Annotated in this window: 28 protein-coding genes and 1 pseudogene; 14 read left to right on the top strand and 15 right to left on the bottom strand. The window is 70.0% G+C overall.

Annotated features, from left to right (window positions below):
• The first annotated feature begins 40 nt into the window (after positions 1-40).
• Together HMF7854_RS07600 and HMF7854_RS07595 are read left to right on the top strand one after the other, a co-directional pair.
• A complete protein-coding gene (locus HMF7854_RS07600; protein WP_126718546.1) occupies positions 41-463 on the top strand; it encodes a flagellar assembly protein FliX in 423 nt (140 codons plus the stop codon).
• 40 nt (positions 464-503) lie between these two features.
• Entirely contained in the window at positions 504-779 is a 276-nt protein-coding gene (locus HMF7854_RS07595; protein ID WP_126718545.1) for an acyl carrier protein, read from the top strand.
• A 36-nt stretch (positions 780-815) separates the two neighbouring features.
• Here the strand turns inward: HMF7854_RS07595 and HMF7854_RS16255 are convergent.
• A pseudogene (locus HMF7854_RS16255) lies at positions 816-905 on the bottom strand (DUF6894 family protein); the annotation flags it as partial.
• Between the two features lie 131 nt (positions 906-1,036).
• Between HMF7854_RS16255 and HMF7854_RS07590 the strand changes: the two are divergent.
• On the top strand, positions 1,037-1,327 hold the full coding sequence (locus HMF7854_RS07590) for a hypothetical protein (protein ID WP_126718544.1): 291 nt from the start codon (positions 1,037-1,039) through the stop codon (positions 1,325-1,327).
• A gap of 29 nt (positions 1,328-1,356) precedes the next feature.
• Here the strand turns inward: HMF7854_RS07590 and trxB are convergent, their stop codons facing one another.
• The 5 genes from trxB to HMF7854_RS07565 all read right to left on the bottom strand — a co-directional run bounded on the left by trxB (position 1,357) and on the right by HMF7854_RS07565 (position 5,319).
• Positions 1,357-2,325: a thioredoxin-disulfide reductase gene (gene trxB, locus HMF7854_RS07585; protein ID WP_126718543.1), complete on the bottom strand. Its 969-nt coding sequence runs from the start codon at positions 2,323-2,325 to the stop codon at positions 1,357-1,359.
• Between the two features lie 70 nt (positions 2,326-2,395).
• Positions 2,396-2,539 (bottom strand): lmo0937 family membrane protein, encoded by a 144-nt coding sequence (locus HMF7854_RS07580; protein ID WP_126718542.1) that lies wholly within the window; start codon positions 2,537-2,539, stop codon positions 2,396-2,398.
• 65 nt (positions 2,540-2,604) lie between these two features.
• Entirely contained in the window at positions 2,605-4,185 is a 1,581-nt protein-coding gene (locus tag HMF7854_RS07575) for a hypothetical protein (RefSeq protein WP_126718541.1), read from the bottom strand.
• Between the two features lie 51 nt (positions 4,186-4,236).
• Positions 4,237-4,539: a hypothetical protein gene (locus HMF7854_RS07570; RefSeq protein WP_126718540.1), complete on the bottom strand. Its 303-nt coding sequence runs from the start codon at positions 4,537-4,539 to the stop codon at positions 4,237-4,239.
• 21 nt (positions 4,540-4,560) lie between these two features.
• Positions 4,561-5,319: a glutaredoxin gene (locus HMF7854_RS07565; protein WP_239016887.1), complete on the bottom strand. Its 759-nt coding sequence runs from the start codon at positions 5,317-5,319 to the stop codon at positions 4,561-4,563.
• A 40-nt stretch (positions 5,320-5,359) separates the two neighbouring features.
• Between HMF7854_RS07565 and HMF7854_RS07560 the strand changes: the two genes are divergently transcribed.
• Positions 5,360-5,779, top strand: coding sequence for a MerR family transcriptional regulator (locus HMF7854_RS07560; RefSeq protein WP_126718539.1), 420 nt, complete (start codon positions 5,360-5,362; stop codon positions 5,777-5,779).
• Here HMF7854_RS07560 and HMF7854_RS07555 read toward each other — a convergent pair.
• From HMF7854_RS07555 to tpiA, 3 genes are all read right to left on the bottom strand, one after another.
• Positions 5,776-7,410 carry a CTP synthase gene (locus HMF7854_RS07555; protein WP_126718538.1) on the bottom strand — a complete coding sequence of 545 codons (1,635 nt, stop codon included), beginning with the start codon at positions 7,408-7,410 and terminating at the stop codon, positions 5,776-5,778. The genes HMF7854_RS07560 and HMF7854_RS07555 overlap by 4 nt on opposite strands.
• An 83-nt stretch (positions 7,411-7,493) precedes the next feature.
• On the bottom strand, positions 7,494-7,862 hold the full coding sequence (gene secG, locus HMF7854_RS07550; protein ID WP_126718537.1) for a preprotein translocase subunit SecG: 369 nt from the start codon (positions 7,860-7,862) through the stop codon (positions 7,494-7,496).
• A 41-nt stretch (positions 7,863-7,903) separates the two neighbouring features.
• The gene (tpiA, locus tag HMF7854_RS07545) at positions 7,904-8,671 is read right to left on the bottom strand and encodes a triose-phosphate isomerase (RefSeq protein WP_126718536.1); all 768 of its coding nucleotides are present in this window, start codon (positions 8,669-8,671) and stop codon (positions 7,904-7,906) included.
• Between the two features lie 131 nt (positions 8,672-8,802).
• On the opposite strand from tpiA, the gene HMF7854_RS07540 reads away from it, so the two are divergent.
• From HMF7854_RS07540 to HMF7854_RS07525, 4 genes are read left to right on the top strand one after another with little or no spacing between them, the layout of a single operon-like run.
• Positions 8,803-10,746, top strand: a complete 1,944-nt coding sequence (locus tag HMF7854_RS07540) for a peptidylprolyl isomerase (protein WP_126718535.1) — start codon at positions 8,803-8,805, stop codon at positions 10,744-10,746.
• A 15-nt stretch (positions 10,747-10,761) separates the two neighbouring features.
• Positions 10,762-11,328, top strand: coding sequence for an anthranilate synthase component II (locus HMF7854_RS07535; protein WP_221766420.1), 567 nt, complete (start codon positions 10,762-10,764; stop codon positions 11,326-11,328).
• Positions 11,329-11,386: 58 nt separating this feature from the next.
• Positions 11,387-12,058 (top strand): transcriptional repressor LexA, encoded by a 672-nt coding sequence (gene lexA / locus HMF7854_RS07530; RefSeq protein ID WP_126718534.1) that lies wholly within the window; start codon positions 11,387-11,389, stop codon positions 12,056-12,058.
• Positions 12,058-12,408: a VOC family protein gene (locus HMF7854_RS07525; protein WP_126718533.1), complete on the top strand. Its 351-nt coding sequence runs from the start codon at positions 12,058-12,060 to the stop codon at positions 12,406-12,408. Before lexA ends, HMF7854_RS07525 begins: the two co-directional genes overlap by 1 nt.
• A gap of 21 nt (positions 12,409-12,429) precedes the next feature.
• Here HMF7854_RS07525 and HMF7854_RS07520 read toward each other — a convergent pair whose 3' ends face one another.
• Positions 12,430-13,131: a PilZ domain-containing protein gene (locus HMF7854_RS07520; protein ID WP_126718532.1), complete on the bottom strand. Its 702-nt coding sequence runs from the start codon at positions 13,129-13,131 to the stop codon at positions 12,430-12,432.
• Positions 13,132-13,262: 131 nt separating this feature from the next.
• Between HMF7854_RS07520 and HMF7854_RS07515 the strand changes: the two genes are divergently transcribed.
• Both HMF7854_RS07515 and HMF7854_RS07510 read left to right on the top strand, forming a co-directional pair.
• Positions 13,263-13,652, top strand: coding sequence for a response regulator (locus HMF7854_RS07515; protein ID WP_126718531.1), 390 nt, complete (start codon positions 13,263-13,265; stop codon positions 13,650-13,652).
• Positions 13,652-14,455: an EAL domain-containing protein gene (locus HMF7854_RS07510; protein ID WP_126718530.1), complete on the top strand. Its 804-nt coding sequence runs from the start codon at positions 13,652-13,654 to the stop codon at positions 14,453-14,455. The genes HMF7854_RS07515 and HMF7854_RS07510 overlap by 1 nt, the downstream gene beginning before the upstream one ends.
• Before the next feature lie 7 nt (positions 14,456-14,462).
• Here HMF7854_RS07510 and amaB read toward each other — a convergent pair whose 3' ends face one another.
• A complete protein-coding gene (gene amaB / locus HMF7854_RS07505; RefSeq protein ID WP_126718529.1) occupies positions 14,463-15,968 on the bottom strand; it encodes an L-piperidine-6-carboxylate dehydrogenase in 1,506 nt (501 codons plus the stop codon).
• Positions 15,965-17,119 (bottom strand): aminotransferase, encoded by a 1,155-nt coding sequence (locus HMF7854_RS07500; RefSeq protein WP_126718528.1) that lies wholly within the window; start codon positions 17,117-17,119, stop codon positions 15,965-15,967. The genes amaB and HMF7854_RS07500 overlap by 4 nt, the downstream gene beginning before the upstream one ends.
• Positions 17,120-17,371: 252 nt before the next feature.
• Between HMF7854_RS07500 and HMF7854_RS07495 the strand changes: the two genes are divergently transcribed.
• From HMF7854_RS07495 to HMF7854_RS07480, 4 genes are read left to right on the top strand one after another with little or no spacing between them, the layout of a single operon-like run.
• A complete protein-coding gene (locus tag HMF7854_RS07495; protein WP_126718527.1) occupies positions 17,372-17,749 on the top strand; it encodes a response regulator transcription factor in 378 nt (125 codons plus the stop codon).
• Entirely contained in the window at positions 17,749-18,753 is a 1,005-nt protein-coding gene (locus HMF7854_RS07490; RefSeq protein ID WP_126718526.1) for a YaiO family outer membrane beta-barrel protein, read from the top strand. Before HMF7854_RS07495 ends, HMF7854_RS07490 begins: the two co-directional genes overlap by 1 nt.
• Positions 18,754-18,806: 53 nt before the next feature.
• Positions 18,807-19,793, top strand: coding sequence for a HEAT repeat domain-containing protein (locus HMF7854_RS07485; protein ID WP_126718525.1), 987 nt, complete (start codon positions 18,807-18,809; stop codon positions 19,791-19,793).
• Positions 19,790-21,238 (top strand): glycosyltransferase family 2 protein, encoded by a 1,449-nt coding sequence (locus HMF7854_RS07480; RefSeq protein WP_221766419.1) that lies wholly within the window; start codon positions 19,790-19,792, stop codon positions 21,236-21,238. The genes HMF7854_RS07485 and HMF7854_RS07480 overlap by 4 nt, the downstream gene beginning before the upstream one ends.
• Here HMF7854_RS07480 and HMF7854_RS07475 read toward each other — a convergent pair.
• Genes HMF7854_RS07475 through HMF7854_RS07465 form a run of 3 tightly spaced genes read right to left on the bottom strand, consistent with a single transcriptional unit; the run spans position 21,201 to position 23,958 of the window.
• Positions 21,201-21,473: an Hpt domain-containing protein gene (locus HMF7854_RS07475; RefSeq protein WP_126718524.1), complete on the bottom strand. Its 273-nt coding sequence runs from the start codon at positions 21,471-21,473 to the stop codon at positions 21,201-21,203. The two genes, HMF7854_RS07480 and HMF7854_RS07475, sit on opposite strands and share 38 nt — an antisense overlap.
• A complete protein-coding gene (locus HMF7854_RS07470; protein ID WP_126718523.1) occupies positions 21,470-21,841 on the bottom strand; it encodes a response regulator in 372 nt (123 codons plus the stop codon). The genes HMF7854_RS07475 and HMF7854_RS07470 overlap by 4 nt, the downstream gene beginning before the upstream one ends.
• Positions 21,838-23,958 carry an ATP-binding protein gene (locus HMF7854_RS07465; RefSeq protein ID WP_126718522.1) on the bottom strand — a complete coding sequence of 707 codons (2,121 nt, stop codon included), beginning with the start codon at positions 23,956-23,958 and terminating at the stop codon, positions 21,838-21,840. The genes HMF7854_RS07470 and HMF7854_RS07465 overlap by 4 nt, the downstream gene beginning before the upstream one ends.
• Between the last annotated feature and the right edge of the window lie 267 nt (positions 23,959-24,225).

The following is a 24,225-nucleotide window of genomic DNA, read 5'->3' as shown; positions in this document are numbered from 1 at the left end:
TAGGAAGAGCAGACGCCTCGGTTCGAAAGGCCCGTCCGAAATGCAGGTGGATGCAGTCACGGCCCTGCTCCAGTCGGCGCTGCTCGCCCCGGCCGAGAAGCCGGATGCCCGCCCCGCCTCCTTCGCGCAGCCGGCCCCGCCAGTCCCGCCGGCCGCGCAGCCCGGACAGGTCGGCGGCATCGCGCCCTCGGTGGCGATGCTGGTCACCCTCGCCGCCACGGACGCCGGGACGCCCGGCCGGGGCGCGGGCCCGCGCGAGGCCGAGCGCGGGCTCGACGGGCTGGACGCGCTGCGCCGAGCGCTGGTCCACGGCAGCGTGCCGCCCGAACGCATCCGCATGCTTCGCGACTGGGCGCGCGGGCGCCGCCGCTCGGACGACCCGGATCTCGCCGCGCTCGAACAGGAGATCGAGCTTCGGATCCTGGTCGAGCTCGCCAAGCTGGAACGCCGCCCGCCGGGCTGAACGTTGCGCTGCACCGCAGCATTGTCTAGGGCGCCCCGCCATGAACGCCGCCCGCGCGCAGCAAGACCTCGACCCCGCGCTTCGCGGCCTGCTCGCCGACGTGCTCGGCCTCCCCGCCGACCGCGTCGCCGCGCTGACCCGCGACCTCGAGCTGTTCGGCGCTTTGCCCGAGTTCGACTCCATGGCGGTCGCCAACCTGCTGACCGGGATCGAGGACCGCTTCCACCTCACCATCGAGGACGACGAGGTCGAGGCCGAGGACTTCCTCACCTATGGTTCGCTGCTCGCCTTCGTGGAGCGCGTGCGCGGGCGCTGAGCGCGGGCGCCCGGCCGGGCGCGGCCCCGCGAACCGGACGGCCTCCCGCCGCACGGCCTCGCTGTCGGGCAGGAGGGTGCCCTGAAGGTCGGGATATTCCCGGCCGTCGCAGACATGAAAATATATCGCTCCATCCGCCGCAGCCCTCTCCGGTCACTGCCGGGCGCTGGCTCTGCGTAAGCCGTCGGCCCGCCTCAAGGGTCTCAATTTAGACTGTCGCGGAGCGGCCACCCCTTTGACAAAGGAACGCTTCGTTGGTGGAGAGAGAGGACATCGAATGGGGCAAGGATGCCACCGCCCGGAGAAGGGACGACCGCCCGGTGTTCGTTGACTGCACGGAATGCCCGCTGCGGCAGAACTCGCTCTTTCGCCCGCTAGAGGGCGAGGAACTGCAGTTCGTGCGGTCGATCAAATATGACCAGCTGTCCTACCAGGCCGGCGAGGAAATGGTGCATGCCGGCGACGCGGACTGCGCCGCGATCATCAAGGATCACCTCGTCGCGAAACTGCCCGACAGCAAGCTGCCGGCCCCGCTCCGAAACGGCTGAGCGGCGACACGGCCGCTCGGCGGCGAAGCCTACTCCGCCGCCTGCAGCGCCTCGAACTCCTGCTCGGCGAGCCACCGCTCGGCGTCGAGCGCAGCCATGCAGCCAGTGCCGGCCGCCGTCACCGCCTGGCGGTAGATCTTGTCCATCACGTCGCCGCAAGCGAACACGCCGGGGATCGAGGTGCGGGTCGAGCCGGTCTCGACCTTGAGGTAGCCGTCGTCGTCGACTTCGAGCTGGCCGGTGAACAGCTCGGTCGCCGGGTGGTGCCCGATCGCGACGAACGCGCCCTCGACGTCGAGCGTGCGGGTCGCGCCGGTGCGGGTGTCCTGGAGCTCGAGCCCGACCAGCGCCTCGGGCGTCCCGCCGGCGAGGAACTCGGTCACTTTGTGGTTCCAGATCACCTTGATCCCGGGGTGCGCGAACAACCGGTCCTGCAGGATCTTCTCGGCGCGAAGGCTGTCGCGGCGATGGATCAGGGTCACGTCGTGGCTGTGGTTGGTGAGGTAGAGCGCCTCCTCCACCGCGGTGTTGCCGCCGCCGATCACCGCGACTTTCTTGCCGCGATAGAAGAAGCCGTCGCAGGTCGCGCAGGCGCTCGCGCCCTTGCCCTTCATATGCTCCTCGGACGGCAGCCCCAGCCACTTGGCCTGCGCGCCGGTCGCGATCACCAGCGTGTCGGCGACATAGGTGGTGCCGCTGTCGCCGGTCAGCCGGAACGGCCGCTGCTTGAGGTCGACCGCGCTGATATGATCCCACACCATCTTGGTGCCGACATGCTCGGCCTGGGCCTGCATCTCCTCGACCAGCCACGGGCCCTGGATGACCTCGCGGAAGCCGGGATAATTCTCGACGTCGGTGGTGGTGGTGAGCTGCCCGCCGGGCTGGATGCCCTGCACCACGATGGGCGAGAGGCCGGCGCGCGCGGCGTAGATGGCGGCGGTCAGCCCGGCCGGGCCGGAACCGAGAATCAGCATGCGGGTCGAGACGGTGTTGCTCATACCCGGACGCATCTAGGCAAGCGGTGCGGAGCCCGCAATGGCAGGCTCCGCCCGTCAGTCGATCAGACGATCAAACGCCGCGGCCGCGGAGGAAGTGGACGATGAGCACGATCACACCGATCACCAGCAGGATATGAATGAGCCCGCCGCCGACATGCAGGGCGAAGCCGCCAAGCCAGAGAACGATCAGGATAATGGCTATGATGGCTAGCATTAGGTTCCTCCTGCGAATCTGCCCGATGAACAGGTCACCGCCACGACTGTTCCGCTAGCGAACCGTTAATTAACCTTCATCCGAACAAACCCCATCGCGCCGAGCGGATGCCGGCCGCCATAAAGGGGCGCGAGGTCGGCAGGGAGAAAATTGACGCTGGCGAGGGCGCCAACCCCGAGCGCGACATGCTCCGCCACCGGCACGTCGCGCACCGCGCCGAGCGAGACCTTGCCGACGCGGAACGACGGCCCATGCTCGGCCGTGTCGAGCAGCTCGCTGTTCTCGGTCACCTCGCCGCGACCAAAGACGGTCCACTCGCCCTTGCGGACCGAGCTTTCGAGGACGAAGGCATCGTCCTTGTGGTGCTCGACCGTCTTGCGCCCCCAGGCGAGCGTGGTCGACCAGTGAAGGTCGGGGCCGATCTGTCGCGTGTAGATGGCGCTGGCTGACAGCCGCTCCTGGTCGACTCCGGGCTCGAGCTGCTCGGGATCCTTGAAATGCCCCCAGCTCCCCTGCAGCGAGAGCTCGCGGGTCGGGTTCCACGACAGGCGGACCGCGGTGGAATCGAGCGGCCCCGTCTCGATGTTCCAGCGGTGCTGGTCCGGCTCGCGCCCGTTGAAGCGGCTGACCTCGACCTTGGCGTTGCCGAGCACCGCGCCGGCGGTCAGCACTCCGAAGCTGATGTGGGTGCTGTCGAGCCAGTGGTGGGCGATCGGCGCCTCGGGCGAGTCCATGATCGATTCGCGGTGCATGAAGGTCGGCGGCCCGAACGCCGGCTCGCCCGGCAGCCCGGCGTAGAGGAAGACGCTGCCCTTCCGGCCGACATTCTGCGAGACGCTCGCCGAAAGCTCCATGAAGAAGTCGTGCGGGTGCTGGCGGTCCACCAGCCGGGTCACCCCGTCCGCCGTCTCGCCGCTGGCGAGCAGCAGCGGGTAGCCGCGCTTGCCCATGATCGGATCGGGACTGAGCATCGCCTTGAACTGCAGCGTACCGTCGCCGAGCGGATGCTGCGCCATCCCCATCAGCATGCCGGAGGGAAACAGCTTGTCCGCCCCGCGCCGCGAGCCCTGAGTGTCGGCGACGAGGTTGAGCACGCCCATCCCCATCAGGTGCCAGCCGCCCGCCATCGCCATCACGCCCATGTGGTTGGACGTGTCGGGCTGCCAGCTGGTGCCCGACGCCTCGCGGTTCATCGAGTAAGGCCCGAGCCCCGCCTTCATGTCGTGCATGCCCGCCATCGCGCCATGGTCCATGCCTGCCATCGAGCCATGATCCATCGGCATGGCGGGCTGGGCCGGACCGCCCGGAACGGCCATCGGCATCGAGCCTCCGCCCATCGGCATGGAGCCATGGTCCATCGGCATCGAACCCTGGCCAATCGGCATGGAGCGATCGTCAGTTGCCGGCATGGCGACGCCGTGCCCCGCGTGGGGCGCTGCGGGGCTGGCGGCACTGGGCTTCTTGGCAACGGTCTTCTTCGCGACCGTCTTCTTCACAACCGTCTTCTTCGCGATAGCCGGCTTCTTCGCCGCTCGCCGGTGCTGGCCATGGTCCATGGTCATGCCGGGCATGGTCATCATCTGGGCGGCCGCTGGGGTCGCGGCGAGCGCGAGCGCCGAGGCGGCCGAAAACAACAGGATCTTCACGTCTCTTCTCCGAATGGCATCAGCTCGGCCGGCACGGTCGCCGGCCCGGGCTCAGCCGCGCGGAGGCGGGTCCTGGCCGGTGGGCTCGATCCCGCTCAGCTGCGCCACCAGCGCGCGCTCGCGCCGCTCGGCGGCTGCGGGGGGCACCGGTGCCGGATACGACTGGTCGGGAAGCGCCGCGACCAGCGCTGTGCAGCAGCCGTCGGCGGCGGTCGCCGGCTTGGCGCCATGCCCGTCCATGTGGTGCGCCGCCGCGGGCCGCCCCAGGCAATGGCCGGCCGCCATGGCTTGCTGCCCGAACGGGGACAGCAGCAGCGCGGCGAACGCCAGCAGGAGGACGGACAGGCGGGTCATCGATGGGCCAACGAACGCATATTAGGCGAGTGCCATCCACGCCGCCATCGCGACCATCATCAAATTCTCCGTCAGCGAGACGAACCCCAGCGGCACGTTGCTCGACCCGCCGACGCAGGCGCACTTGAGCTCGCGCCGGTCGACATAGACCGCCTTCACCACCGACACCGCGCCGATCCCGCCGATGACCAGCGCGATCGGCACGGAGAGCCAGCGCGCCCCGCCCCAGATCATCAACACGCCGGCCAGTCCTTCGAGGAAGGGATAGAGGCTCGCATAGGGCACCCAGCGCCGCGCCAGCAGGTCGTAGTTGAGGAACATGGTCGAGAATTTCCCGACGTCCTGCAGCTTGAGGAGCCCCAGCACGCACATCGAGAAGGCGATGAACCACTCCCCCGCGCGGATCGTGAAGGGGGTCCCGAACACCGCCGCGCTCGCCGCCAGCGCCATCAGCGCGGTCATGGCGAACAGCGCGATGACCGGCCGGTAGCTGGTCTCTCCAAGCTCCGGCACATGCTGGCCGAAGTGGCGGCGCAGATCGTCGTAGCCGCCGATCCGCTCGCCGCCGACGAATGCCTGCGGCGTGGTCTTGACCCCATGCTCGGCCTTGAAGGCGTCGGTCTCCTCGCGGGTCCTCAGCCAATGGTCCTCGACCGCATAGCCCTTCGACCGCAGCAGGTGCAGCGCCTTCAGCCCATAGGGACAGACATGGGTCGGCATGACCATGCGGTAGAGCGCGGCGGTCTTGGCACCGGCGGCGATGCTTGTCTCGCGGTCCATGCCCCTCATATGGGGTCCGTACCATGGTCCGGAGTCAAGCATGGCCAGCCTGACGATCGCCCGGCTGGCGGACAGCGCCGGGGTCGGAGTCGAGACGATCCGCTACTACCAGCGCCGCGGGCTGATCGACACGCCCGAGCGACCCGCCGGCTTCGGCAGCGCGGGCGGCATCCGGCGCTACGACGAGGCGGACGTCCGCCGCCTCCGCTTCATCCGCTCGGCTCAGGCGGCGGGCTTCACGCTGGAGGAGATCGGCCGCCTGCTCGAGCTCGACCGCACTGACGACCGTGCCACCATCCGCGAGCTGACCGAGCAGCGCATCGCCGCGCTGGATGTGAAGATCGAGGAGCTGCGCCAGGCCCGCGCCTCGCTGGCGCGGCTGGCGGGAGAATGCGGGAGCGGCACCGGCGGCCCCTGCCCGATCATCGAGGCCTTCGACGAAGGCCCCCTGCCGGGCTAGACCAGCCGCGACTGCTTCAGCGCGGCCTCGATGAAGCTGGCGAACAGCGGGTGCGGCGCGAAGGGGCGGCTCTTGAGCTCCGGGTGGAACTGGACGCCGATGAACCAGGGATGGTCCGGCCGCTCGACGATCTCCGGCAGCCGCCCGTCCGGCGACATGCCCGAAAAGACCAGCCCGCCCTCTTCCAGCGCCGGCTTGTAGTGGGCGTTGACCTCGTAGCGATGGCGGTGCCGCTCGGAGATGTCAGTGGTGCCGTAGATCGAGGCGACATGGCTGTTGCCGCTGAGCTTCGCCTCATAGGCGCCGAGCCGCATGGTCCCGCCAAGGTCGCCGCCGGCCGCCCGCTCCTGCAGCCCTTCCTTGCTCATCCACTCGGTGATGAGGCCGACCACCGGCTCGCTCGTCTCGCCGAACTCGGTGGTCGAGGCGCCGGCGATCCCGGCGGTGTTCCGCGCGCCCTCGATGCACGCCATCTGCATGCCGAGGCAGATGCCGAAGAAGGGCACCTTGCGCTCCCGGGCGAAGGTCACGCTGGCGATCTTGCCCTCCGACCCGCGCTCGCCGAACCCGCCGGGGACAAGGATCGCGTGACACGGCTCGAGCTTGCCGGCGAGCTCGCCGTCGGCGCCCTCGAACAGCTCGGCGTCGAGCCAGTTGATGTTGACCTTGACCCGGTTGGCGATCCCGCCGTGGACCAACGCCTCGCGCAGGGACTTGTAGGCGTCCGGCAGGCCGACATATTTGCCGACCACGCCGATCGTGACCTCCCCCTCGGGATGGTCGAGCCGGTCCATGATGTCGTCCCACTGCGCCATCGCCGGCGGCGGCGCGTCGGCGATCCCGAACGCGCGCAGCACCTCGTCGTCGAGGCCCTCGCGATGATATTGCAGCGGCACGTCGTAGATCGACCGCGCATCCAGCGCGGTGATCACCGCCGACTGGGGCACGTTGCAGAACTGCGCGATCTTGGCCTTGTCGCTCGCCGGGATCGGCAGCTCGCAGCGGCACAGCAGGACGTCGGGCTGCACCCCGAGGCTGGCGATCTCGCGGACGCTGTGCTGAGTCGGCTTGGTCTTCAGTTCGCCCGCCGCCTTGATCCACGGCACCAGCGTCGTGTGGACGCTGACCGTCTGGTCGCGGCCAAGGTCGTTCCGCAGCTGGCGGATCGCCTCGACGAACGGCAGGCTCTCGATGTCGCCGACCGTCCCGCCGATCTCGCAGATGACGAAGTCGAGGTCCTCGGTATCGGCCAGCGCGAACGCCTTGATCTCGTTGGTGACGTGCGGGATCACCTGGACGGTCGCGCCAAGATAGTCGCCGCGCCGTTCCTTGGCGATGATGTCGCGGTAGATTCGCCCGGACGTCACATTGTCCGACTGGTGCGCCGACACGCCGGTGAACCGCTCGTAGTGGCCGAGGTCGAGGTCGGTCTCCGCCCCGTCGTCGGTGACGTAGACTTCGCCGTGCTGGTAGGGGCTCATCGTCCCCGGATCGACGTTCAGGTAAGGGTCGAACTTGCGAATGCGGACCTTGTAGCCGCGCGCCTGCAGAAGCGCCCCGAGGGACGCCGAGAGAAGACCTTTTCCGAGCGAGGAAACCACGCCGCCGGTGACAAAAATGAACCGCGCCATGGGAGTCGAGCCTTAGGGATTGGAGACGCGATAGGGCAAGGGGCGTTTTTGCAACGCCCCCGAAAATTCAGCCGAAAAGCGGCTTACTGGGCGAGCGGGACCGAGCCGTTGCCGGTCGACTGTGGCGGCGTCTGCGCCGGGCCGGGGACGGTAGGCGGGGTGCCGCTGGTGGTCGGCGCCATCGGGCTCGACTTGCCGACCAGCGAGGTGTCGATCTTGGTCGGCTCGCGGTTGATCCCGGCGAGCGCCGCCATGAGGATCGAGACCACGATGAACACGCCGCCGAGGATCGCCGTCATCCGGGTCAGGAAGTCGGCCGCGCCGCGCGCCGTCATGAAGCCCGACGAGCTTCCGCCCACGCCCAGTCCGCCCCCTTCCGAGCGCTGCATCAGGATGACGCTGCACAGCCCGACGCCGACGAGGATCTGGAAGATGAGGAGGAACTTGAACATCGGGACTTTCTTGCGCTGCGGGCTGAACCGGCCACTTAGCGTCAGGCGGCGCGGCTTTCAACGGGGCGCGCCGCCGCCTCGACGATCGGGAGGAAGTCGGCGGCCTTGAGGCTGGCCCCGCCGACCAGCGCACCGTCGACGTCGGCGACCGCGAAGATCTCCCCCGCGTTCGACGCCTTGACTGAGCCGCCGTAGAGGATCCGCACCCCCTCGCCCGCCGCGCCGAAGCGTTCGACCAGCAATGCGCGGATCGCGGCATGGATCTCCGCGATGTCGTCGCAGCTCGCGACCTTGCCGGTGCCGATCGCCCAGATCGGCTCGTAGGCGAGCGCCAGGTGGGCCGGGTCGATCCGCTCCGGCAGCGACCCGCCGAGTTGCCCCGCCACCGTCGCCACCGCGCGCCCGGCCTCGCGCTCCTCGAGGCTCTCGCCGACGCACAGGATCACGTCGAGCCCGGCGGCGAGCGCGGCCTCGGCCTTGGCCTTGACGCCCGAATCGTCCTCGCGGTGCAGGTCGCGCCGCTCGCTGTGCCCGACGATGGTCAGCACCGCGCCGGCATCGCGCAGCATCGCCACCGACGTGTCGCCGGTGAAGGCGCCCTTCTCGCTCGCGTGCACGTCCTGCGCGCCGATCGGGAAGCCGGGCACCGCGTCCGCCGCGCGGTGGATCAGCGTTCCCGGCAAGCACAGCGCCACGTCGACCTGGCCGCCGAACTGGGCTGCCGCGCCGGCGATCGCCCGCACCTCGTCGAGGTCGGCGGCGGTGCCGTGCATCTTCCAGTTGCCGGCCACCAGCTTGCGACGTTGCATGTTCTTCCCCTCCGGATCGTTGGCGGAGCGCGTAGCAATCGGGGTCCGGCCCGCCAAGGCCAAGCTTGAAGCCGATCCCCGCGGCTTCTAAAGGCACCGCTTTCCCGATCTTTGAAGCGATCCCGAGACCGATGCTGACCACACTGCGCCGCGTTTCCAACAGCAAGGGCGGCCAATTCATCTTCGCCATCCTGCTCGTCACCATGCTCGCGGCCTGGGGGCTCGCCGACGTGACCAGCATCCAGAGCGGCGGCGGGTTCAGCTGGTTCGGCGGCGGCGGCGGCGTGGCCAAGGTTGGCTCGACCTCGCTGACCCAGGCCGACATCGACCGCGCGCTCGAGCGGCGGCTGCAGCAGGTCCGCCAGCAGAACCCCAACGCCACCTATGCGACGATCGCGGGCGACTATGACGCGATCATCGAGGCGCTGCTGCAGGACAAGACGGTCCAGGCGATGGGCGACAAGGCCGACCTCGACGTCTCGCGCAAGCTGGTCGACGCCGAGATCGCGCAGATCCCCGGCCTCAACGGGCTGGACGGCAAGTTCAGCGAGCAGAACTACCAGCAGTTCCTGTCGCGGGAGCGGCTGACCGACCAGCAGGTCCGCGACGAGATCCGCACCGCGCTGCTCCAGCGCATGATCGTGGTCCCGACCGCCGCCTCGGCCCGCGTGCCGACCGGGCAGGCGCTGCCCTATGCCTCGCTGATGCTGGAGCTGCGCCAGGGCGAGGTCGGCTTCATCCCGACCAAGGCGTTCGAGGCGGGGATCGCCCCGACCCCGGCCGCGGTCCAGGCCTATTACACCCAGAACCGCGCCCGCTATCTCGTCCCCGAGCAGCGCGTGCTGCGGATCGCCCGGATCGGCCCCGACCAGCTCCCCAACGTCAACCCGACCGACCAAGAGATCGCCGCCGCCTACCAGGCCAACCAGGCGCAATATGCGGCGAAGGAGACCCGCGGGATCAGCCGCGCGGTGGTCGCCGACAAGGTGCAGGCCGACGCGATCGCCGCCAAGGTCCGCTCGGGCACGCCGTTCGCCGCGGCCGCCGCCCCCGCCGGGCTCGCCGCCGCCGACATCGCGCTCGGCGACCAGACCCGCGACGCGCTCGCCAACCTCACCAACGCGCAGGTCGCCGCGGCCGCCTTCGCGGCGCCGTCGGGCGGCGTGGTCGGCCCGATCAGGACCGAGCTCGGCTGGGTCGTGGTCAAGGTCGACGGGATCAAGCGCCAGGCCGGCAAGACGCTCGACGAGGCCCGCCCCGAGATCGCCGCCAAGCTCCGCGCCGACAAGGCCAAGGACGGGCTGGCGGATCTCGTCGGCACCGTCGAGGACGAGCTCAGCAACGGCGCCAACTTCACCGAGACGGTCGCCAAGCACAAGCTGCCGGTCAGCGAGACCCCGCCGCTGCTCGCCAACGGCCAGTCGCGCACGCAGCCGGGCTTCAGGCTCCCGGCCGAGCTCCAGCCGGTCCTCAAGGAAGGCTTCGCGCTGTCGCCCGACGACGATCCCACCGCGGTCAACCTGCAGGGCGATGCCGGCTATGCGCTGGTGGCGCTCGGCCCGGTCACCGCGGCGCAGCCGGCTCCGCTGGCGCAGATCGGCGACCAGGTCCGCGCCGACCTCGTCCGCCAGGGCGCGCTCGACAAGGCCCGCTCGAGCGCCCAGGCGATCGCCGCCCGCGTCGGCAACGGCAGCATCGCCGCGGCGGTGAAGACGCTCGGCGTCCCGGTCCCGGCGCCCGCGCCGGTCACCGCCCGCCGGATCCAGCTGCTCCAGCTCCAGGGCAATGTCCCGCCCGCGCTGCGGATGCTGTTCAGCCTGCCCGCCGGCAAGACGCAATATGTCGCTGCCCCGAACGACGAGGGCTTCTTCCTGGTGAAGGCCGACCGGGTGGTCGCCGGCGACGCCCGCACCAACCCGAGCGTGATCGCGCAGCAGCAGGCGCAGCTCAACCAGCAGGCCGGGAGCGAGCTCGCCGAGCAGTTCATCCGCGCCGCTCAGAAGAGCCTCGGCACCCGCCGGAACGCCGACGCGATCGCGCAGGGGCGGCAGCGGCTGCTGACCAGCGGGCAGTAGGCGAAACACCCGGCCGTGAAGGTGCTGGTGATCGACAATGTCGACAGCTTCACCTTCATGCTGGTCGACCAGCTGCTGAGCCTCGGCGCCGAGGTCCCGGTCGTCCGCAATGACGCACTGAGCGTCGCCGCCGCCCTTTCAAGCGATGCCGACGCGTTGCTGGTTTCCCCTGGCCCGGCCGGGCCGGAGGACGCCGGCATCTCCGTCCCGCTCGCCGCCGCCTGCATCGCCGCCCGCCGGCCCTTGCTCGGCGTCTGCCTCGGCCACCAGGCAATCGCGCTCGCCGCGGGTGGCAGCGTCGAGCGGACCCTCCCCGTCCATGGCAAGACCGCGGCGGTGGCGCATGACGGCAGCGGCTTGTTCGAGCGGCTCCCCTCCCCGCTCACCATGACCCGCTACCATTCGCTCGCGGTCGCCGTCCCGGGTCCCGACCTCGTCGCCAACGCGCACAGCGAGGATGGGACGATCATGGGCCTCCGCCACCCCGCCGCGCCCGTTCACGGCGTCCAGTTCCACCCGGAGAGCGTAGCCTCCGAGCAGGGCCGCGATCTCCTCGAGAACTTCCTCCGCCTGGCTGCTTGACGCCGAGTCGCACGTTCGATAGACGTTCCCCGTTCGTTCCTTCTTCGGGGCTCCGACCATGCTTACTGCCAAGCAGCACGAACTTCTCCAGTTCATCCATGACCGGCTTGGCGAGACGGGGGTGAGCCCCAGCTTCGACGAGATGCGCGAGGCGCTCGACCTCAAGAGCAAGTCGGGGGTCCACCGGCTGATCTCGGCGCTTGAGGAGCGCAAGTTCATCCGCCGCCTGCCCAACCGCGCCCGCGCGCTCGAGGTGCTGCGGATGCCCGAGGCGGCGAAGCCCGCCGGCGCCCGGCCCGCCGCCGCGCCCGAGCTTCGGCCCGCCCCGGCGCTGCGCACCCCGGCCAACGACACGATCGAGATCCCGCTGCACGGGCGGATCGCGGCCGGCACCCCGATCGAGGCGCTGCAGGGACAGGAGCAGTTCGCCGTTCCCGCCGCGCTGCTCGGCCCGGGTGAACATTATGCGCTCGAGGTCGCCGGGGATTCGATGGTCGAGGAAGGCATTCTCGACGGCGACTTCGCGCTCATCCGCAAGGTCGACATTGCCCGCGACGGCGAAATCGTGGTGGCGCTGATCGACGGGGCCGAGGCGACGCTCAAGACCTTCCGGCGCGAAGGGCAGATGGTCCGCCTCGATCCCGCCAACCGCAGCTACGAGGCGCAGCGCTACGATCCCCGGCGGGTGCAGATCCAGGGCCGGCTCGCCGGCCTGATCCGGCGCTACTGATGGCGCGGATCGACTATGTCGAGCTGCCGAGCCTCGCCGCGCACGAACTGACCGCGGCCTTCTACGGCAAGGCCTTCGGCTGGACCTTCACCGCGTTCGGGCCGGACTATTCGGCGACCACCAGCGGCGATGTCGATCTCGGGTTGCAGGGCGATCCCAACGAGGCGCTGTCGGCGCCGCTGCCGGTGATCCGGGTCGACGACATCGAGGAAGCGCTCGACGCGGTGCTCGCCAACGGCGGGACGCTGTCGCGGCCGATCTTCACCTTTCCCGGCGGCCGACGCTTCCACTTCATCGATCCCGGCGGGAACGAGCTCGCGGTGTGGGTCGCCGAGGACCACCGCGACTAGCAGGAACGGCGGCGCCGGCGCTCAGTGGCGCTTGTAGCTGGCCTTGAGGCTGGCGAGCTCGAGCCGCTTGCCGACCCACTCGGCCAGCTCGTCGAAGCTCAGCGGTTCGTCGAACACGATCCCGGCCCGGCGGTCGCAGAACCAGCGGATGCTGCCGCGGATCGGCCGGAGGCTCTCGACCACCACCACCACGTCCTTGCCGAGGCAATATTCCTCGATAGGCATGACCTTCATCCCGCCCAGCGAGATGTCGTGGACGTCGACCGTGTAATAGACCTTGCCGACCCGGATCGAGGCCTTGCAGTCGACTTCCAGCCGCGGCGGCCGCGGGCGGAAGCCGTGGCGCGGCTTGCGCCCGGCGAGCAGCTCGCCGAGGTCGACATTCTGGTCGAACTTGAGCCCGCAGGTGCCCTCGCGCGTCCAGACGATGGTCGAGGGGATCTTCTGGGTCGAGAACTCCAGCTCGATCTTCTCGCCGACCTTCACCTCGCGGCTGGTCTCGGCCATCAGCCCGCCCGCGGAGATGTTGCGGACCCGGATAAGCTGCTCATGGTCGCTGGCGATCAGCTTGGCGACGCGGAGCAGCGGCAGGAGGCGATCGTCGACGCGCCGCTCGGCCGGCCGCGGCACCGCGGTCGACAGCGAGAAGGTGGTCGACTCGAAGGCCGCCTCGTCCTGTTCGGACGTCCGGTGCGACCTCCGTCGCAGGAGAGATGCCAGCATGAAGTCTTCCCGTTAGCGGACTGTTGCACCCCGTTTTCGGCCCAACGGGTTAAAACTCCGTTTCGGGAACGACTGGGCGTTTGACGCGCTCAATCAAAACGCCCAACACGTTCGATCATGAGGGTGATTTGATGGAGCAGCCACGGCTGCTGCTGATCGACGACGAACCGGCACTCGCCGATTACGTCGCCGCGGCGGCGCGTCATTGCGGCTATAAGCCGATGGTTGCGCGCGATCAGCGTGATTTCTTTTCGCAATTCACGACGGAGCGGCCGGACATGGTCGCGCTGGACCTGGGCATGCCCGAAATGGATGGAGTCGAGCTGCTCCGCCTGCTGGCCGAGAACCAGTTCGACGGCCCGGTGCTGATCATCTCTGGGTTCGACCGGCGGGTGCTGGAGAGCGCGTTCCGCCTCGGCGAGGCGCTCGGGCTGACCATGGTCGGGCCGCTCGAGAAGCCGGCCCGGCTCGAGGCGCTCGAGGATCTCTTCACCCGGTTGAAGCCCACGCCGGCGAACTGATGCGCGTCGGCCTCGAACGCGGGCTGTTGGACGGCTTCGAGCGAGCCCTCATCAACAATCGCCTGTCGATGGTCTACCAGCCCAAGGTCCGGCTGTCGGATGGCAAGCTGGTCCGGGTCGAGGCCCTCGTCCGCTGGGAGGACAGCCGCTACGGCAGCGTCCCGCCCTCCCGCTTCGTCCCGCTGGCCGAGCGCCACGGCCTCATCGACCCGCTCACCCAGTGGGGGCTGCGCACCACGCTCCGCCAGTGGCTCGCCTGGTGCGGCGAGGGGCTCGACACCTGCCTCGCCTTCAACATCTCCGCGCTGTCGCTGCAGCACCTCGATTTCCCCGACCTGGTCGAGCGGATGTGCCGCGCGCTGGAGGTCCCGGCCGACCGGCTGGTGCTCGAGCTCACCGAGGGGGCGACCCAGCCGCTGATCAAGCTGATGGACACGCTGACCCGCTTCAGGATCAAGGGCATCGGCCTCGCCATCGACGACTTCGGAACCGGCTATTCGAGCCTGATGCAGCTCCGCCAGCTTCCCTTCACCGAGGTCAAGATCGACCGCTTCTTCGTCGCCGACGCGCCGGAGAGCCGCGACAGCCGGGTGATCGTCAAGGCGATGATCGACCTCGCGCACGGGCTCGGCCTGACCGTCACCGCGGAAGGGGTCGAGACCGCCGAGCAGCTCCGCCTCCTCCGCGATCTCGGCTGCGACGTGGTCCAGGGGTATCTGGTCGCCGCCCCGCTCGAGCCCGAGCGGCTCGCCCCCTGGTCCGCCGCCTTGCCCGAACGCTGGAACGAGCTGCTCGCCGCCTGACCCCCGCTCAGGGCGCGACGTCGAAGCGGATGCCCTGCGCCAGCGGCAGGTCGGTTCCGTAGTTCACCGTGCTGGTCTGCCGCCGCATGTAGGCGCGCCACGAGTCCGAGCCGCTCTCCCGGCCGCCGCCCGTCTCCTTCTCGCCGCCGAACGCCCCGCCGATCTCGGCCCCGGACGGCCCGATGTTGACGTTGGCGATCCCGCAGTCCGAGCCCGCCGCGGCGAGGAACCGCTCGGCCTCGCGCAGGTCGGTGGTGAAGATGGCCGAGCTCAGCCCCTGCGGCACCGCGTTGTTGAGCGCGATCGCCTCCTCCAGCGCGCTGTAGCGCATCAGCTGGAGGATCGGCGCGAACACCTCGCGCTGCGGGTTGCCGTGGCGCGGCTCCAGCTCGACCAGCGCCGGGCGAACGTAGCAGCCGCCGTCCGGTCCCTCGGCCAGCTCGCCGCCATGGACCCGCGCCCCGGCCGCGCGCCACTCGTCCAGCGACCGCTGCATCGCAGCGAAGGCGGACGCGTCGATCAGCGGCCCGATGAGGGTCCCCGGGTCGCGCGGATCGCCGACCGCAATTCCCGCGAAGAGCCGGACCAGCCGCCCGCTCAGCTCAGCCGCGACGCTCTCGTGGACGATCAGCCGGCGCAGCGTGGTGCAGCGCTGGCCCGCCGTCCCGACCGCGCTGAACAGGATCGCCCGCGCCGCCAGCTCGAGGTCCGCCGAGGGCGCGACGATCATCGCATTGTTGCCGCCGAGCTCGAGCAGCACCCGCCCGAACCTCTGCGCGACCCGCGGGCCGACCGCGCGCCCCATCGCCGTCGACCCGGTCGCCGAGACGAGCGCGATCCGCGGGTCGTCGACCAGCCGCTCGCCCAGCGCGCGCCCGCCCTGCAGGCACTGCACCAGTCCCGGCGGCGCGTCCGCCCCGAACCGCTCGAGCGCGCGGCCGACCAGCGCCATCGTCGCGGCCGCGGTCAGCGGCGTCTTCTCGCTCGGCTTCCAGATGACGGGATCGCCGCACACCAGCGCCAGCGCCGCGTTCCACGCCCAGACCGCGACCGGGAAGTTGAAGGCGGAGATGACCAGCACGGGCCCGAGCGGATGCCATTGCTCCATCATCCGGTGCTCGGGCCGCTCGGAGGCGATGGTCGACCCGTAGAGCTGCCGCGACAGCCCGACCGCGAAGTCGCAGATGTCGATCATTTCCTGGACCTCGCCCAGCCCCTCCTGGACGATCTTGCCCGCCTCGAGCGTCACCAGCCGCGCCAGCGTCTCCTTCTCGCGCCGAAGCTCCTCGCCGATCATCCGGACCAGCTCGCCGCGGCGGGGCGCGGGGACGCTCCGCCAGCGCCGGAACGCCGTCGCGGCGGCGTCGCACGCCGCCCCGCTCTCCGCCGCCCCCGCCGCGCTCACCGAGCCGAGCAGCGAGCCGTCGATCGGCGAGCGGCTGTCGAGCCCCGCCCCGCCGCCGATGCCGAGCCGCTCGAGGATCAGTCGGGCGTCGTCGCCGGCGGTCGTCATCGGGCAAGCTCCCTGGCCTTGGTCATCGCGGCGATCCCCGCATCGAGCGTCGCGTCCTGCTTGCCGAAGCAGAGCCGGACGAAGCCGCGCTCGGGCGCCTCCTCGTAGAAGGGGCTGAGCGGGATCACCGCAACCCCCGCCTGCTCCACCGCCGCCTGCGCGAACGCCTCGTCGTCCGGCGCCAGCCCCGAGGCGGCGAGGTCGACGCAGCAGAAATAGGTCGCCTCGCTCGGCAGGACGGCATAGCCGGCGGCGGCCAGCCCCGCCGCGAGCCGGTCACGGCCGCGCGCGAACCGGGCCCGCATCGGCGCCAGCCAGGCATCGCCCTCGGCCAGCCCCCACGCCACCGCCTGCTGGAGGTTGGGCGGGCTGGCGAAGGCGAGATACTGGTGCGCCCGGGTCAGCACCCGCGCCAGCCCGGGCGGCGCGACCAGCCAGCCGATCTTCCACCCGGTCAGCGAGAAGATCTTGCCCGCCGACCCGCACTTGATCGTCCGCTCCGCCATGCCCGGCAGCGCCGCCATCGACACGAACGGCTCGCTCCCCAGCAGCAGATGCTCCCACACCTCGTCGGTGATGACGATGAGGTCGTGCCGCTGCGCGACCGCGGCGATCGCCTGCAGTTCGTCGCGGCCGAACAGACGGCCGGTCGGGTTGTGCGGATTGTTGACGATGATCACGCGCGTCCGGTCGCTCACCGCGGCCTCGACCGCCTGCTCCTCGATCCGCCAGCCCGGCGCCGCCAGCTTGACCTCGCGCACCACCCCGCCCGCGCGCCGCACCAGCGGGGCGTAGGCGTCGTAGGCGGGCGCGAAGATGATTGCCTCGTCGCCCGGCTCGACCAGCGCGAGGATCGCCGCCGCCAGCGCCTCGGTCGCGCCGCTGGTGACCACCACATGGTCGCTGCCGAGCGCCAGTCCCTGGTGGCGCCGGTAATGGTCGGCGACCGCCTCGCGCAGCCGCGGCAGCCCGCGCGAGGGCGGATACTGGTTGCTCTGGTGGAGCAGCGCCTCGGCCGCCTGCGCGAGGATCTCGGGCGGCCAGCCGAAGTCGGGAAAGCCCTGGCCGAGGTTGACCGCGCCATGTTCGGTCGCGGCAAGGCTCATTCGCTCGAACACGGACGTCGGCATCTGTTCGAACAGGGGGTTCATCGCGGCCCTGCTAGGCGCTTTGCCGCGCCCGGTCGACCGGGTTGCGCCGCGCTCCGTCGCCAAGCCGACTGTTGCGGCCCGGACGCGCTTTTCCGACAATCCGGTTTTCCCACCGAAGCGGATGCAACACTCTTGCGGGTTCGGGTTAGAAACTGGCTCCTGAACGGGGGTTTGGTAAGCTGTTAACCATTAGTCCGATAGCGCTTCCGCCGGGGAAGTCGCTCGGGCCGCCCCACAGCCGCGGGTTGCGTCATGGGTCATGCTTTGCGTCAGGTGCTGGTCTGTGATGATGACGAGCTGCTGCTCGATCTTCTTCACCATCGGCTGAGCCGCAAGGGGTTCGGCGTCCGCCTCGCCCGCGACGGCCGCGAAGCGCTCGACGCGATCGCGGCGGAACGGCCGGACGCGGTGGTGCTCGACGCGATGATGCCCGTCGTCGACGGCTTCGAGGTGCTCCGCCGGATCCGCGAGAGCGACGAGGGCAGCGCGCTCCCCGTGCTGATGCTCACCGCGCGCAAGCAGGAGCGCGACATCGTCGAGGCGCTCGAGATCGGCGCCTCGGACTACCTCGCCAAGCCGTTCATCCCCGAGGAGCTGGCGGCTCGGCTGTTGCGGCTGATCGCGCGCTGATGCCCGTCCTTCTGCTGGTCTCCGCGGCCCTCGCGGCCGCCCCCCTGCCCGTCACCGCGGTGGACCCGACCGCCTATGATCGCGCCGTTGCCGCGCGGCGGGCACACCGACCCGAGGACGCGGTCCAGCTCCTCGAGCCGCTGCTCGCCGCCGAGCCCGGCAATGTCGATGCGCGCGTTCAATATGGCTATGCGCTGCTCGCGCTCGGCCGGTCCGACGCGGCCGCGGCCGCCTTCACAGAAGTGCTCCGCCGCGCTCCGGGCTATGCCGATGCGCGCGACGGGCTCGCGCTCGCCCGCCGCCGCCGCGCCGAGGTCGTTCCGCGCTGGCGGCTCGACCTCGATGCCGGCACCAGCGCGGTCCGCGGGCAACCCGACTGGCGCGAGCTCGACGGCCAGCTGCGCTACCAGCTCGACGCGCGCACCGCGCTCACCGGCCGCATCGAGGCGACCCGCCGCTTTGGGCTCGACGACACCTATGGCGAGGTGCGGGTGGATGCGCGCGTGTCGCCGCGGGTCGACCTCTACGCCAGCGCCGGCGGCACGCCGGGCGCCGACTACCGCCCCCGCTGGCAGCTCGGCGGCGGCCTCGCCGCGCGCCTGACCGACGGTGGCCGGGCGACCGTGCTCACCCTCGACGCCCGCGCCGCGCGCTACGCCAGCGGCCGGGTCGAGACCCTCGTCCCCGGCGTCCAGCAATATGTCGCGGGCGGGCGCGCCTGGGTCACCGCCCAGTGGATCAACCTGTTCGCCGACGGTCGGCATCGCAGCGGCCTGCTCGGCCGCGGTGACGTCCAGGCCAGCGAGCGGCTGCGCCTGTTCGCCGGCGCCGCCCGCGCGCCCGACACGTCGGAAGGGATCGTCACCCGCGTGACGACCGTCTTCGGCGGGGTCGCCGCCACCCTCGACCCCCGCCACGAGCTGCGCCTCTCCGCGGCACATGTCGACCAGAGCCTCGGCCCGAGCCGGACCGATCTCTCGCTCGGTCTCGGGGTTCGGTTCTGATCGCGCTTCGCCAGCTCTGGGGCACCTCGCTGCTGCTGTCGTCGGCGGCGATCATGATCATGGTGGTGCTGATCCTTGCCCGGATCGTCGCCGGGCATCGCCACGAGGCGCTGGTCGCGAAACGCCGGCATTTCCTGTCACTGCTGCTCGGCGACGGCAGCGAGGAGGAGCTGGCGCAGCTCAGCCAGGAATCGCCGCGCCTGCTCGGCGAGCTCAGCCTCGAGCTGATCCAGCTGGTGCGCGGCGAGGAGCGTGACCAGTTCATCGCCACCGCCACCCGCCTCGGGATCGACGCCGAGCTCCGCCGCCGGCTGATCAAGGGGGCGACCCGCACCCGGATCACCGCCGCCGAGGTGCTCGGCGACTTCCCCGACGATCACAGCGCCGCCGCGCTCGAGGCCGCGCTGGACGATCGCAGCCCCGACGTCCGCCTCGCCGCCGCGCTGGCGCTCGCCCACTCCAACCGCGCGCCTCCGGTCGGCCTGCTGGTCGAACGGCTGCGGCTCGGCACCAGCGAACGCAGCCTGCTCATTACCAGCCTGCTCGCCGACATCGCCCGCGAACGCCAAGCGGAGGTGCGCGCGCTGATCGACGATCCGGCCGTGCCGCCGCCGGTCAAGGCCGCCGCGATCGAGGCGCTCGGCGCGACCGGCGACTACAGCCTCGTGCCCGTGGTGAACGCGCTCGCGCTGGCGGCCGACCCGTCCGGCGAGGAACTGCCCCGCTACCTTCGCGTGCTCGGCAACTTCCAGCACCCGGCGGGCACTCCCGCGGTCACCAAATATCTCGCCAGCCCGACCTGGTACGTCCGCGCCGCCGCGGCCGAGGCGGCGGGCAAGATCTGCCTCTACGAACTCTCCTACAAGCTGCTCGCCATGCTCGACGATGGCGACTGGTGGGTCCGCTTCCGCGCCGGCGAGGCGCTGGTCCGGCTGGGCGAACCCGGTCGCCGGCTGCTCGGCGAGACCGCGCGCTGCGGCACCGAGCGGGCCCGCGACGCGGCGCGGCTGACCCTCGCCGAACAGGGCGTGCCGGCATGATGGACATCGAATGGTCCGGGTGGGCGGTCGCCTCCGCCGAGATCATCGCGCTGGTGGTGATCGGGACGGGGCTGCTGCAGATCGGCTTCTACATCGTCCAGCTCGGCTTCGCCGGCCTGTCGCTGGCGCAGCGACCGCCCGTCGTCCGCTCCTCGCAGCTGTGGCAGCGCTATGCCGAGCAGGCGCCGCCGATCGCCGTGCTCGCCCCGGCCTTCAACGAGGAGGTGACGATCGTCGAGAGCGTCAACTCGCTGCTCGCCCTTCACTATCCCGACTTCGAGGTGATCGTCATCAACGACGGATCGAAGGACGGCACGCTCGCCCGGCTGCTCGGCCATTTCGGGCTGGAGCGGGTCGACCGCTACCACGACCTCACCGTCCAGCATCAGCCGATCCGCGGCCTCTACGCGTCGCCGCGACTGCCGCGCCTGCTGGTCGTGGACAAGGAGAATGGCGGCAAGTCGGACGCGCTCAACGCCGGGATCAACGTCGCCCGCTCGCCCCTCTTCTGCTCGATCGATGCCGACAGCCTGCTCGAGAGCGACGCGCTGATCCGCGCCGTCCGGCCCTTCGTCGAGGAGCCGGAGAAGATGGTCGCGGTCGGCGGCACGATCCGCCTCGCCAACGGCAGCCACATCGCCGCCGGGCGGGTGACGAGCGTCCGCCTTCCCACCAACTTCCTCGCGCTCGTTCAGATCATGGAATATCTGCGCGCCTTCCTGATGGCGCGGCTGGCGCTCAGCCGGATGCAGGTGCTGACCGTCATCTCCGGCGCGTTCGGGCTGTTCCGGCGGCGGCTCGCGCTCGAGGTCGGCGGCTACAGCCACGGCACGGTCGGCGAGGACATGGAGCTGGTGGTCAAGCTCCATCGCCACATGCGCGACCTGAAGCAGGAATATCGGATCGAGTTCATCCCGGAGCCGGTCTGCTGGACCGAGGCGCCGGAGGATCTCACCATTCTTGGCCGGCAGCGCTCGCGCTGGCAGCGCGGGGCGCTCGAGACCTTCGCCAAGCACAGGGACATGCTGTTCAACCCGCGCTACGGGCGGATCGGCTTCATCGGCTTCGGGCAGGTCATGATCGTCGACGTGATGGGGCCGGTGGTCGAGGTGGTCGGCTATGCGCTGGTGCCGCTGCTGTGGGCGGTCGGGCTGCTCGCGGTCGAATATCTGCTCGCCTTCCTGGCGATCACCTTCACCTTCGGCATCTTCGTCAGCGTGGCGACGCTGATCCTCGAGGAGTTCGAGCTCCGCCGCTTCCCCCGCGCCAGCGACCTCATCATCCTGACCGCCGTCGCGATCGTCGAGAACTTCGGCTACCGCCAGCTCAGCAATCTATGGCGGATATGGGGGATGTTCCAATTCTTCCGCAAAAAGCAAGGCTGGGGAACCATGACCCGCAAGGGCTTTACGAGTGCCGAGCCGTCGCCTCCAGCTCGGACATGAGCGCGCGTGCAGCGGCGGCGATCGCGGCCTGGTCCGCCCGCTCCTCCACCGCCTGCTCGAGCGCCGCGCCGAGATCGCTGAGCACCGGATAGCCGAACGTCCCGCCGTTGCCGGCAAAGCGATGCCCGATATCCCGCAGGCGTTGCTCGTCCCCGTCCGCCAGCGCGGCGCGGAGCGGCTCGAGCTCGCCCGCGCACTTCTCTCGGTAGCGGCGGCGGAAATCGTCGAAGGTCATGGCAGGAAGGCGCGGACCTGCCCGGCCAGCGTCATCGGATCGAACGGCTTCCCTATCACCCCAACCGCGCCCAGCGAGCGGAGATGCTCGACCTCCGCCGTCTGGGTCCGCGCGGTGATGAACACGACCGGGACATCGGCCATCGTTCCGGGACCCTCGCGGAGCCGGGCAAGCGTGGTCGGCCCGTCCATCGCCGGCATCATCACGTCGAGCAGGACGAGGTCGGGGCGCCAGTCCGCCACCAGCTCCAGCGCGTCGGCCCCGGAGCCGCAGTCGCGGACGTCAAAATCGGAGTCCAGTTCTAGCGCGAAGCAGGCCAACTCGCGAATGTCCGCCTCGTCGTCTACATAAAGGATCTTGCTCGTCATTCGGCCGCCAGCTCCCGTTCGCCGTGCAGCAGCTGCTCCACGGTGGCGACAAGGTCCGCCAGGGTCGAGCGCGACTTGATGAGAACCCCGTCGACCCCGGCGCGCGTCGCAGGACCGATGTCGGCGGCGGTGAACAGCACGATCGGCGTCTCGCCCTCCAGCTCGCTGATCAGCGGGACGAGATCGAGCCCGCTGCCATCGCGCATCGTCACGTCGAGGATCACCGCGTCGTAGTGGAAGCGGTAGAGCGAGGCCTGGGCCTCTTGCGCGCTTGGCGTTGAATGGACGTCGGCCAGCCCGTCGAAGGCGCTGGCGACAAGCCGCAGCGTGTCTGCGTCGTCCTCCACATGGAGGATCTGGCAGCGCTTGTCCCCGGCCCGGACCCGCTGGTCCCCGGCGGCGACCGGGCGGCGCAGCGCGAAGGGGGTCGGCAGGTCGATGTGGAAGGTGGTGCCCTGCCCCGGCGTGCTGTCGAACGACACCAGACCGCCCGACCGCTCGACGATTTCCTTGACGATCGCGAGGCCAAGCCCGGTCCCGCCGATCAGCCGGGTGTCGGTCGAGTCCGCCTGCGCGAACTTGCCGAAGATGCGGGTGCGGAACTCGTCCGGAATGCCGGGTCCCTCGTCGGAAATGCTGATCCGCTGGCGAACGCCCTCGCGATGGCTGGTGATCCGCACCGTGCCGTTCTTGGGCGAATATTTGATCGCGTTGGAAAGAAGGTTGGTGAGGACCTGCATCATGCGGTCCGGGTCGGCGATCATGCTCTCGTTGTCGGCGACCTCGGCAAGCAGCAGTCCGACCCCATGCTGGTCGGCGAAACCGAGGTTGGCTTGGACCGCCTGCGCCAGCAGCGCCGCCACCGGGAGGAGCTGCGGCTCGAACACCACCTTGCCACTCTCCATTTTCTCGATGTCGAGGATGTCGTTGATCAGGCGGACCAGACGCTGGCTATTGCTGTGCGCGATCCCAATCAGTCGTGCCGCCTTGTCGGGCAGCGCGCCGGCCGCACCGCCCGAGAGCAGTCCGAGCGACCCGGCGATGGAAGTTAACGGCGTGCGCAGCTCGTGGCTGACGGTCGCGACGAACTCGCTCTTGAGCCGCTCGACCTTGCGCCGTTCCGTCGAGTCCCGCGCTACCGCAAGAAAATGGAGGCCGTCATTGAGGCGCACGGGGGTGGTGACCACCTCGACCTCGACGAAGCTGCCGTTGGCGCGCCGCCCGGCGAAGTTCTGGGTCGCGGCGGTGCGCGCATCCTCGCGGGCGAGGCGATCGAGGTAGGCAAGGCTGTCCTCTTCGCGCGGGGGCTGCGCGAACAGGAATCGATTGGAGCGGCCGATAATCTCTGTTCGGGGATGACCGAACAGCTGCTCGGCGGCCACGTTCACCGTCTCGATGTCGCCGCGGTGGTCGAGCAGCATCATCGCATCGCTGGCGTTCTCGAAGATGGCGCTCTGTCGACGCGCACTGTCACTGGCTTCGTCCCGCGCGCGATCGATCGAGCGGATCGAGGCGAGCAGCGAGCCTAGGAGCGACGCTGCCGCAGCCAGCAGCAGCAGCTCAGCGACGACGATCACGAGCTGAAGCCGCTGGCGATCGCCCGAATGGTCGAAGGCGAGCGCATTGGCATGCTCGCGCTCGTGCCGCTCGACAGTACCGGCGACGATCCGCGCCCGGTCCATCAGCCGCTTGCCCTCGCCGCGGCCGATGATCGCGGCTGCGTCTTCTTCGCCAGCGCTCTGTCTTCGGGCGATCACCAGCCGCGAAAAGGCGAGCTTGGCCTGGCCGAGCCGGACAAGGATGGCGACATCCCGCCCTTCCGGGCTGTGGGGTTTGTAGAAGTCGACCAACTCGGCTTCGATCGGCCCAATCAGCCTGGCGCTATGCTCGAACGGCTGGAGGAACTCGGGCTTGCCGGTCACCACATAGCCACGCTGTCCCGTCTCGACGTCCTGCAGGAGCGAGAGATAGGAGGCGACGGTGCGGTGGCGCGCATTGCTCTCCTGTACCTGCGCCAGCAGCCGGCTCTCTCCCCACACCACCTGTAGTTGTAGGATGCCGATGAGGATGATCAGCAGGATGCAGGCAACGCCGAGCAGCATGCCCTTCGTGCGCAAGTTGCGGCTCGAGCCCGGGACTGACTGGAGGAGACGCCGTACCACGACCCCGCTCTAGAGCGGCGATCCTTACCCAACAACAAGAGGTTCAGGCTTACACGACCCGGGCGGCAGCGGGGCCGTCGAACGTGACAAATCTGCCGCAACTACCCTGCTGCCTACCCCGATCGCGATGACCTCCCGGTCGTTCGTCGGAATGTCGAAGCGGCATTGCCGGTTCGGTTCGATCTTGGCAGTCTCACTGACAGCGGCCCGTATTGGCGCGCC

The organism is Sphingomonas ginkgonis (assembly GCF_003970925.1).
Lineage (GTDB): Bacteria > Pseudomonadota > Alphaproteobacteria > Sphingomonadales > Sphingomonadaceae > Sphingomicrobium > Sphingomicrobium ginkgonis.
This window is presented reverse-complemented; position numbering and strand designations above follow the sequence as displayed.

Bases quoted from the DNA above. Each gene is read 5' to 3' on its own strand.
- lexA (WP_126718534.1), top strand. From the start codon at position 11,387: ATGCTTACTGCCAAGCAGCACGAACTTCTCCAGTTCATCCATGACCGG.
- HMF7854_RS07555 (WP_126718538.1), bottom strand. From the start codon at position 7,410: ATGGCGCGGTTCATTTTTGTCACCGGCGGCGTGGTTTCCTCGCTCGGA.
- HMF7854_RS07490 (WP_126718526.1), top strand. From the start codon at position 17,749: ATGCCCGTCCTTCTGCTGGTCTCCGCGGCCCTCGCGGCCGCCCCCCTG.
- tpiA (WP_126718536.1), bottom strand. From the start codon at position 8,671: ATGCAACGTCGCAAGCTGGTGGCCGGCAACTGGAAGATGCACGGCACC.
- HMF7854_RS07510 (WP_126718530.1), top strand. From the start codon at position 13,652: ATGCGCGTCGGCCTCGAACGCGGGCTGTTGGACGGCTTCGAGCGAGCC.
- HMF7854_RS07565 (WP_239016887.1), bottom strand. From the start codon at position 5,319: ATGGACCGCGAGACAAGCATCGCCGCCGGTGCCAAGACCGCCGCGCTC.
- amaB (WP_126718529.1), bottom strand. From the start codon at position 15,968: ATGACGACCGCCGGCGACGACGCCCGACTGATCCTCGAGCGGCTCGGC.
- HMF7854_RS07600 (WP_126718546.1), top strand. From the start codon at position 41: ATGCAGGTGGATGCAGTCACGGCCCTGCTCCAGTCGGCGCTGCTCGCC.
- HMF7854_RS07495 (WP_126718527.1), top strand. From the start codon at position 17,372: ATGGGTCATGCTTTGCGTCAGGTGCTGGTCTGTGATGATGACGAGCTG.
- HMF7854_RS07525 (WP_126718533.1), top strand. From the start codon at position 12,058: ATGGCGCGGATCGACTATGTCGAGCTGCCGAGCCTCGCCGCGCACGAA.
- HMF7854_RS07560 (WP_126718539.1), top strand. From the start codon at position 5,360: ATGGCCAGCCTGACGATCGCCCGGCTGGCGGACAGCGCCGGGGTCGGA.
- secG (WP_126718537.1), bottom strand. From the start codon at position 7,862: ATGTTCAAGTTCCTCCTCATCTTCCAGATCCTCGTCGGCGTCGGGCTG.
- HMF7854_RS07570 (WP_126718540.1), bottom strand. From the start codon at position 4,539: ATGACCCGCCTGTCCGTCCTCCTGCTGGCGTTCGCCGCGCTGCTGCTG.
- HMF7854_RS07515 (WP_126718531.1), top strand. From the start codon at position 13,263: ATGGAGCAGCCACGGCTGCTGCTGATCGACGACGAACCGGCACTCGCC.
- HMF7854_RS07485 (WP_126718525.1), top strand. From the start codon at position 18,807: ATGATCATGGTGGTGCTGATCCTTGCCCGGATCGTCGCCGGGCATCGC.
- HMF7854_RS07580 (WP_126718542.1), bottom strand. From the start codon at position 2,539: ATGCTAGCCATCATAGCCATTATCCTGATCGTTCTCTGGCTTGGCGGC.
- HMF7854_RS07475 (WP_126718524.1), bottom strand. From the start codon at position 21,473: ATGACCTTCGACGATTTCCGCCGCCGCTACCGAGAGAAGTGCGCGGGC.
- HMF7854_RS07480 (WP_221766419.1), top strand. From the start codon at position 19,790: ATGATGGACATCGAATGGTCCGGGTGGGCGGTCGCCTCCGCCGAGATC.
- trxB (WP_126718543.1), bottom strand. From the start codon at position 2,325: ATGAGCAACACCGTCTCGACCCGCATGCTGATTCTCGGTTCCGGCCCG.
- HMF7854_RS07470 (WP_126718523.1), bottom strand. From the start codon at position 21,841: ATGACGAGCAAGATCCTTTATGTAGACGACGAGGCGGACATTCGCGAG.
- HMF7854_RS07520 (WP_126718532.1), bottom strand. From the start codon at position 13,131: ATGCTGGCATCTCTCCTGCGACGGAGGTCGCACCGGACGTCCGAACAG.
- HMF7854_RS07540 (WP_126718535.1), top strand. From the start codon at position 8,803: ATGCTGACCACACTGCGCCGCGTTTCCAACAGCAAGGGCGGCCAATTC.
- HMF7854_RS07500 (WP_126718528.1), bottom strand. From the start codon at position 17,119: ATGAACCCCCTGTTCGAACAGATGCCGACGTCCGTGTTCGAGCGAATG.
- HMF7854_RS07595 (WP_126718545.1), top strand. From the start codon at position 504: ATGAACGCCGCCCGCGCGCAGCAAGACCTCGACCCCGCGCTTCGCGGC.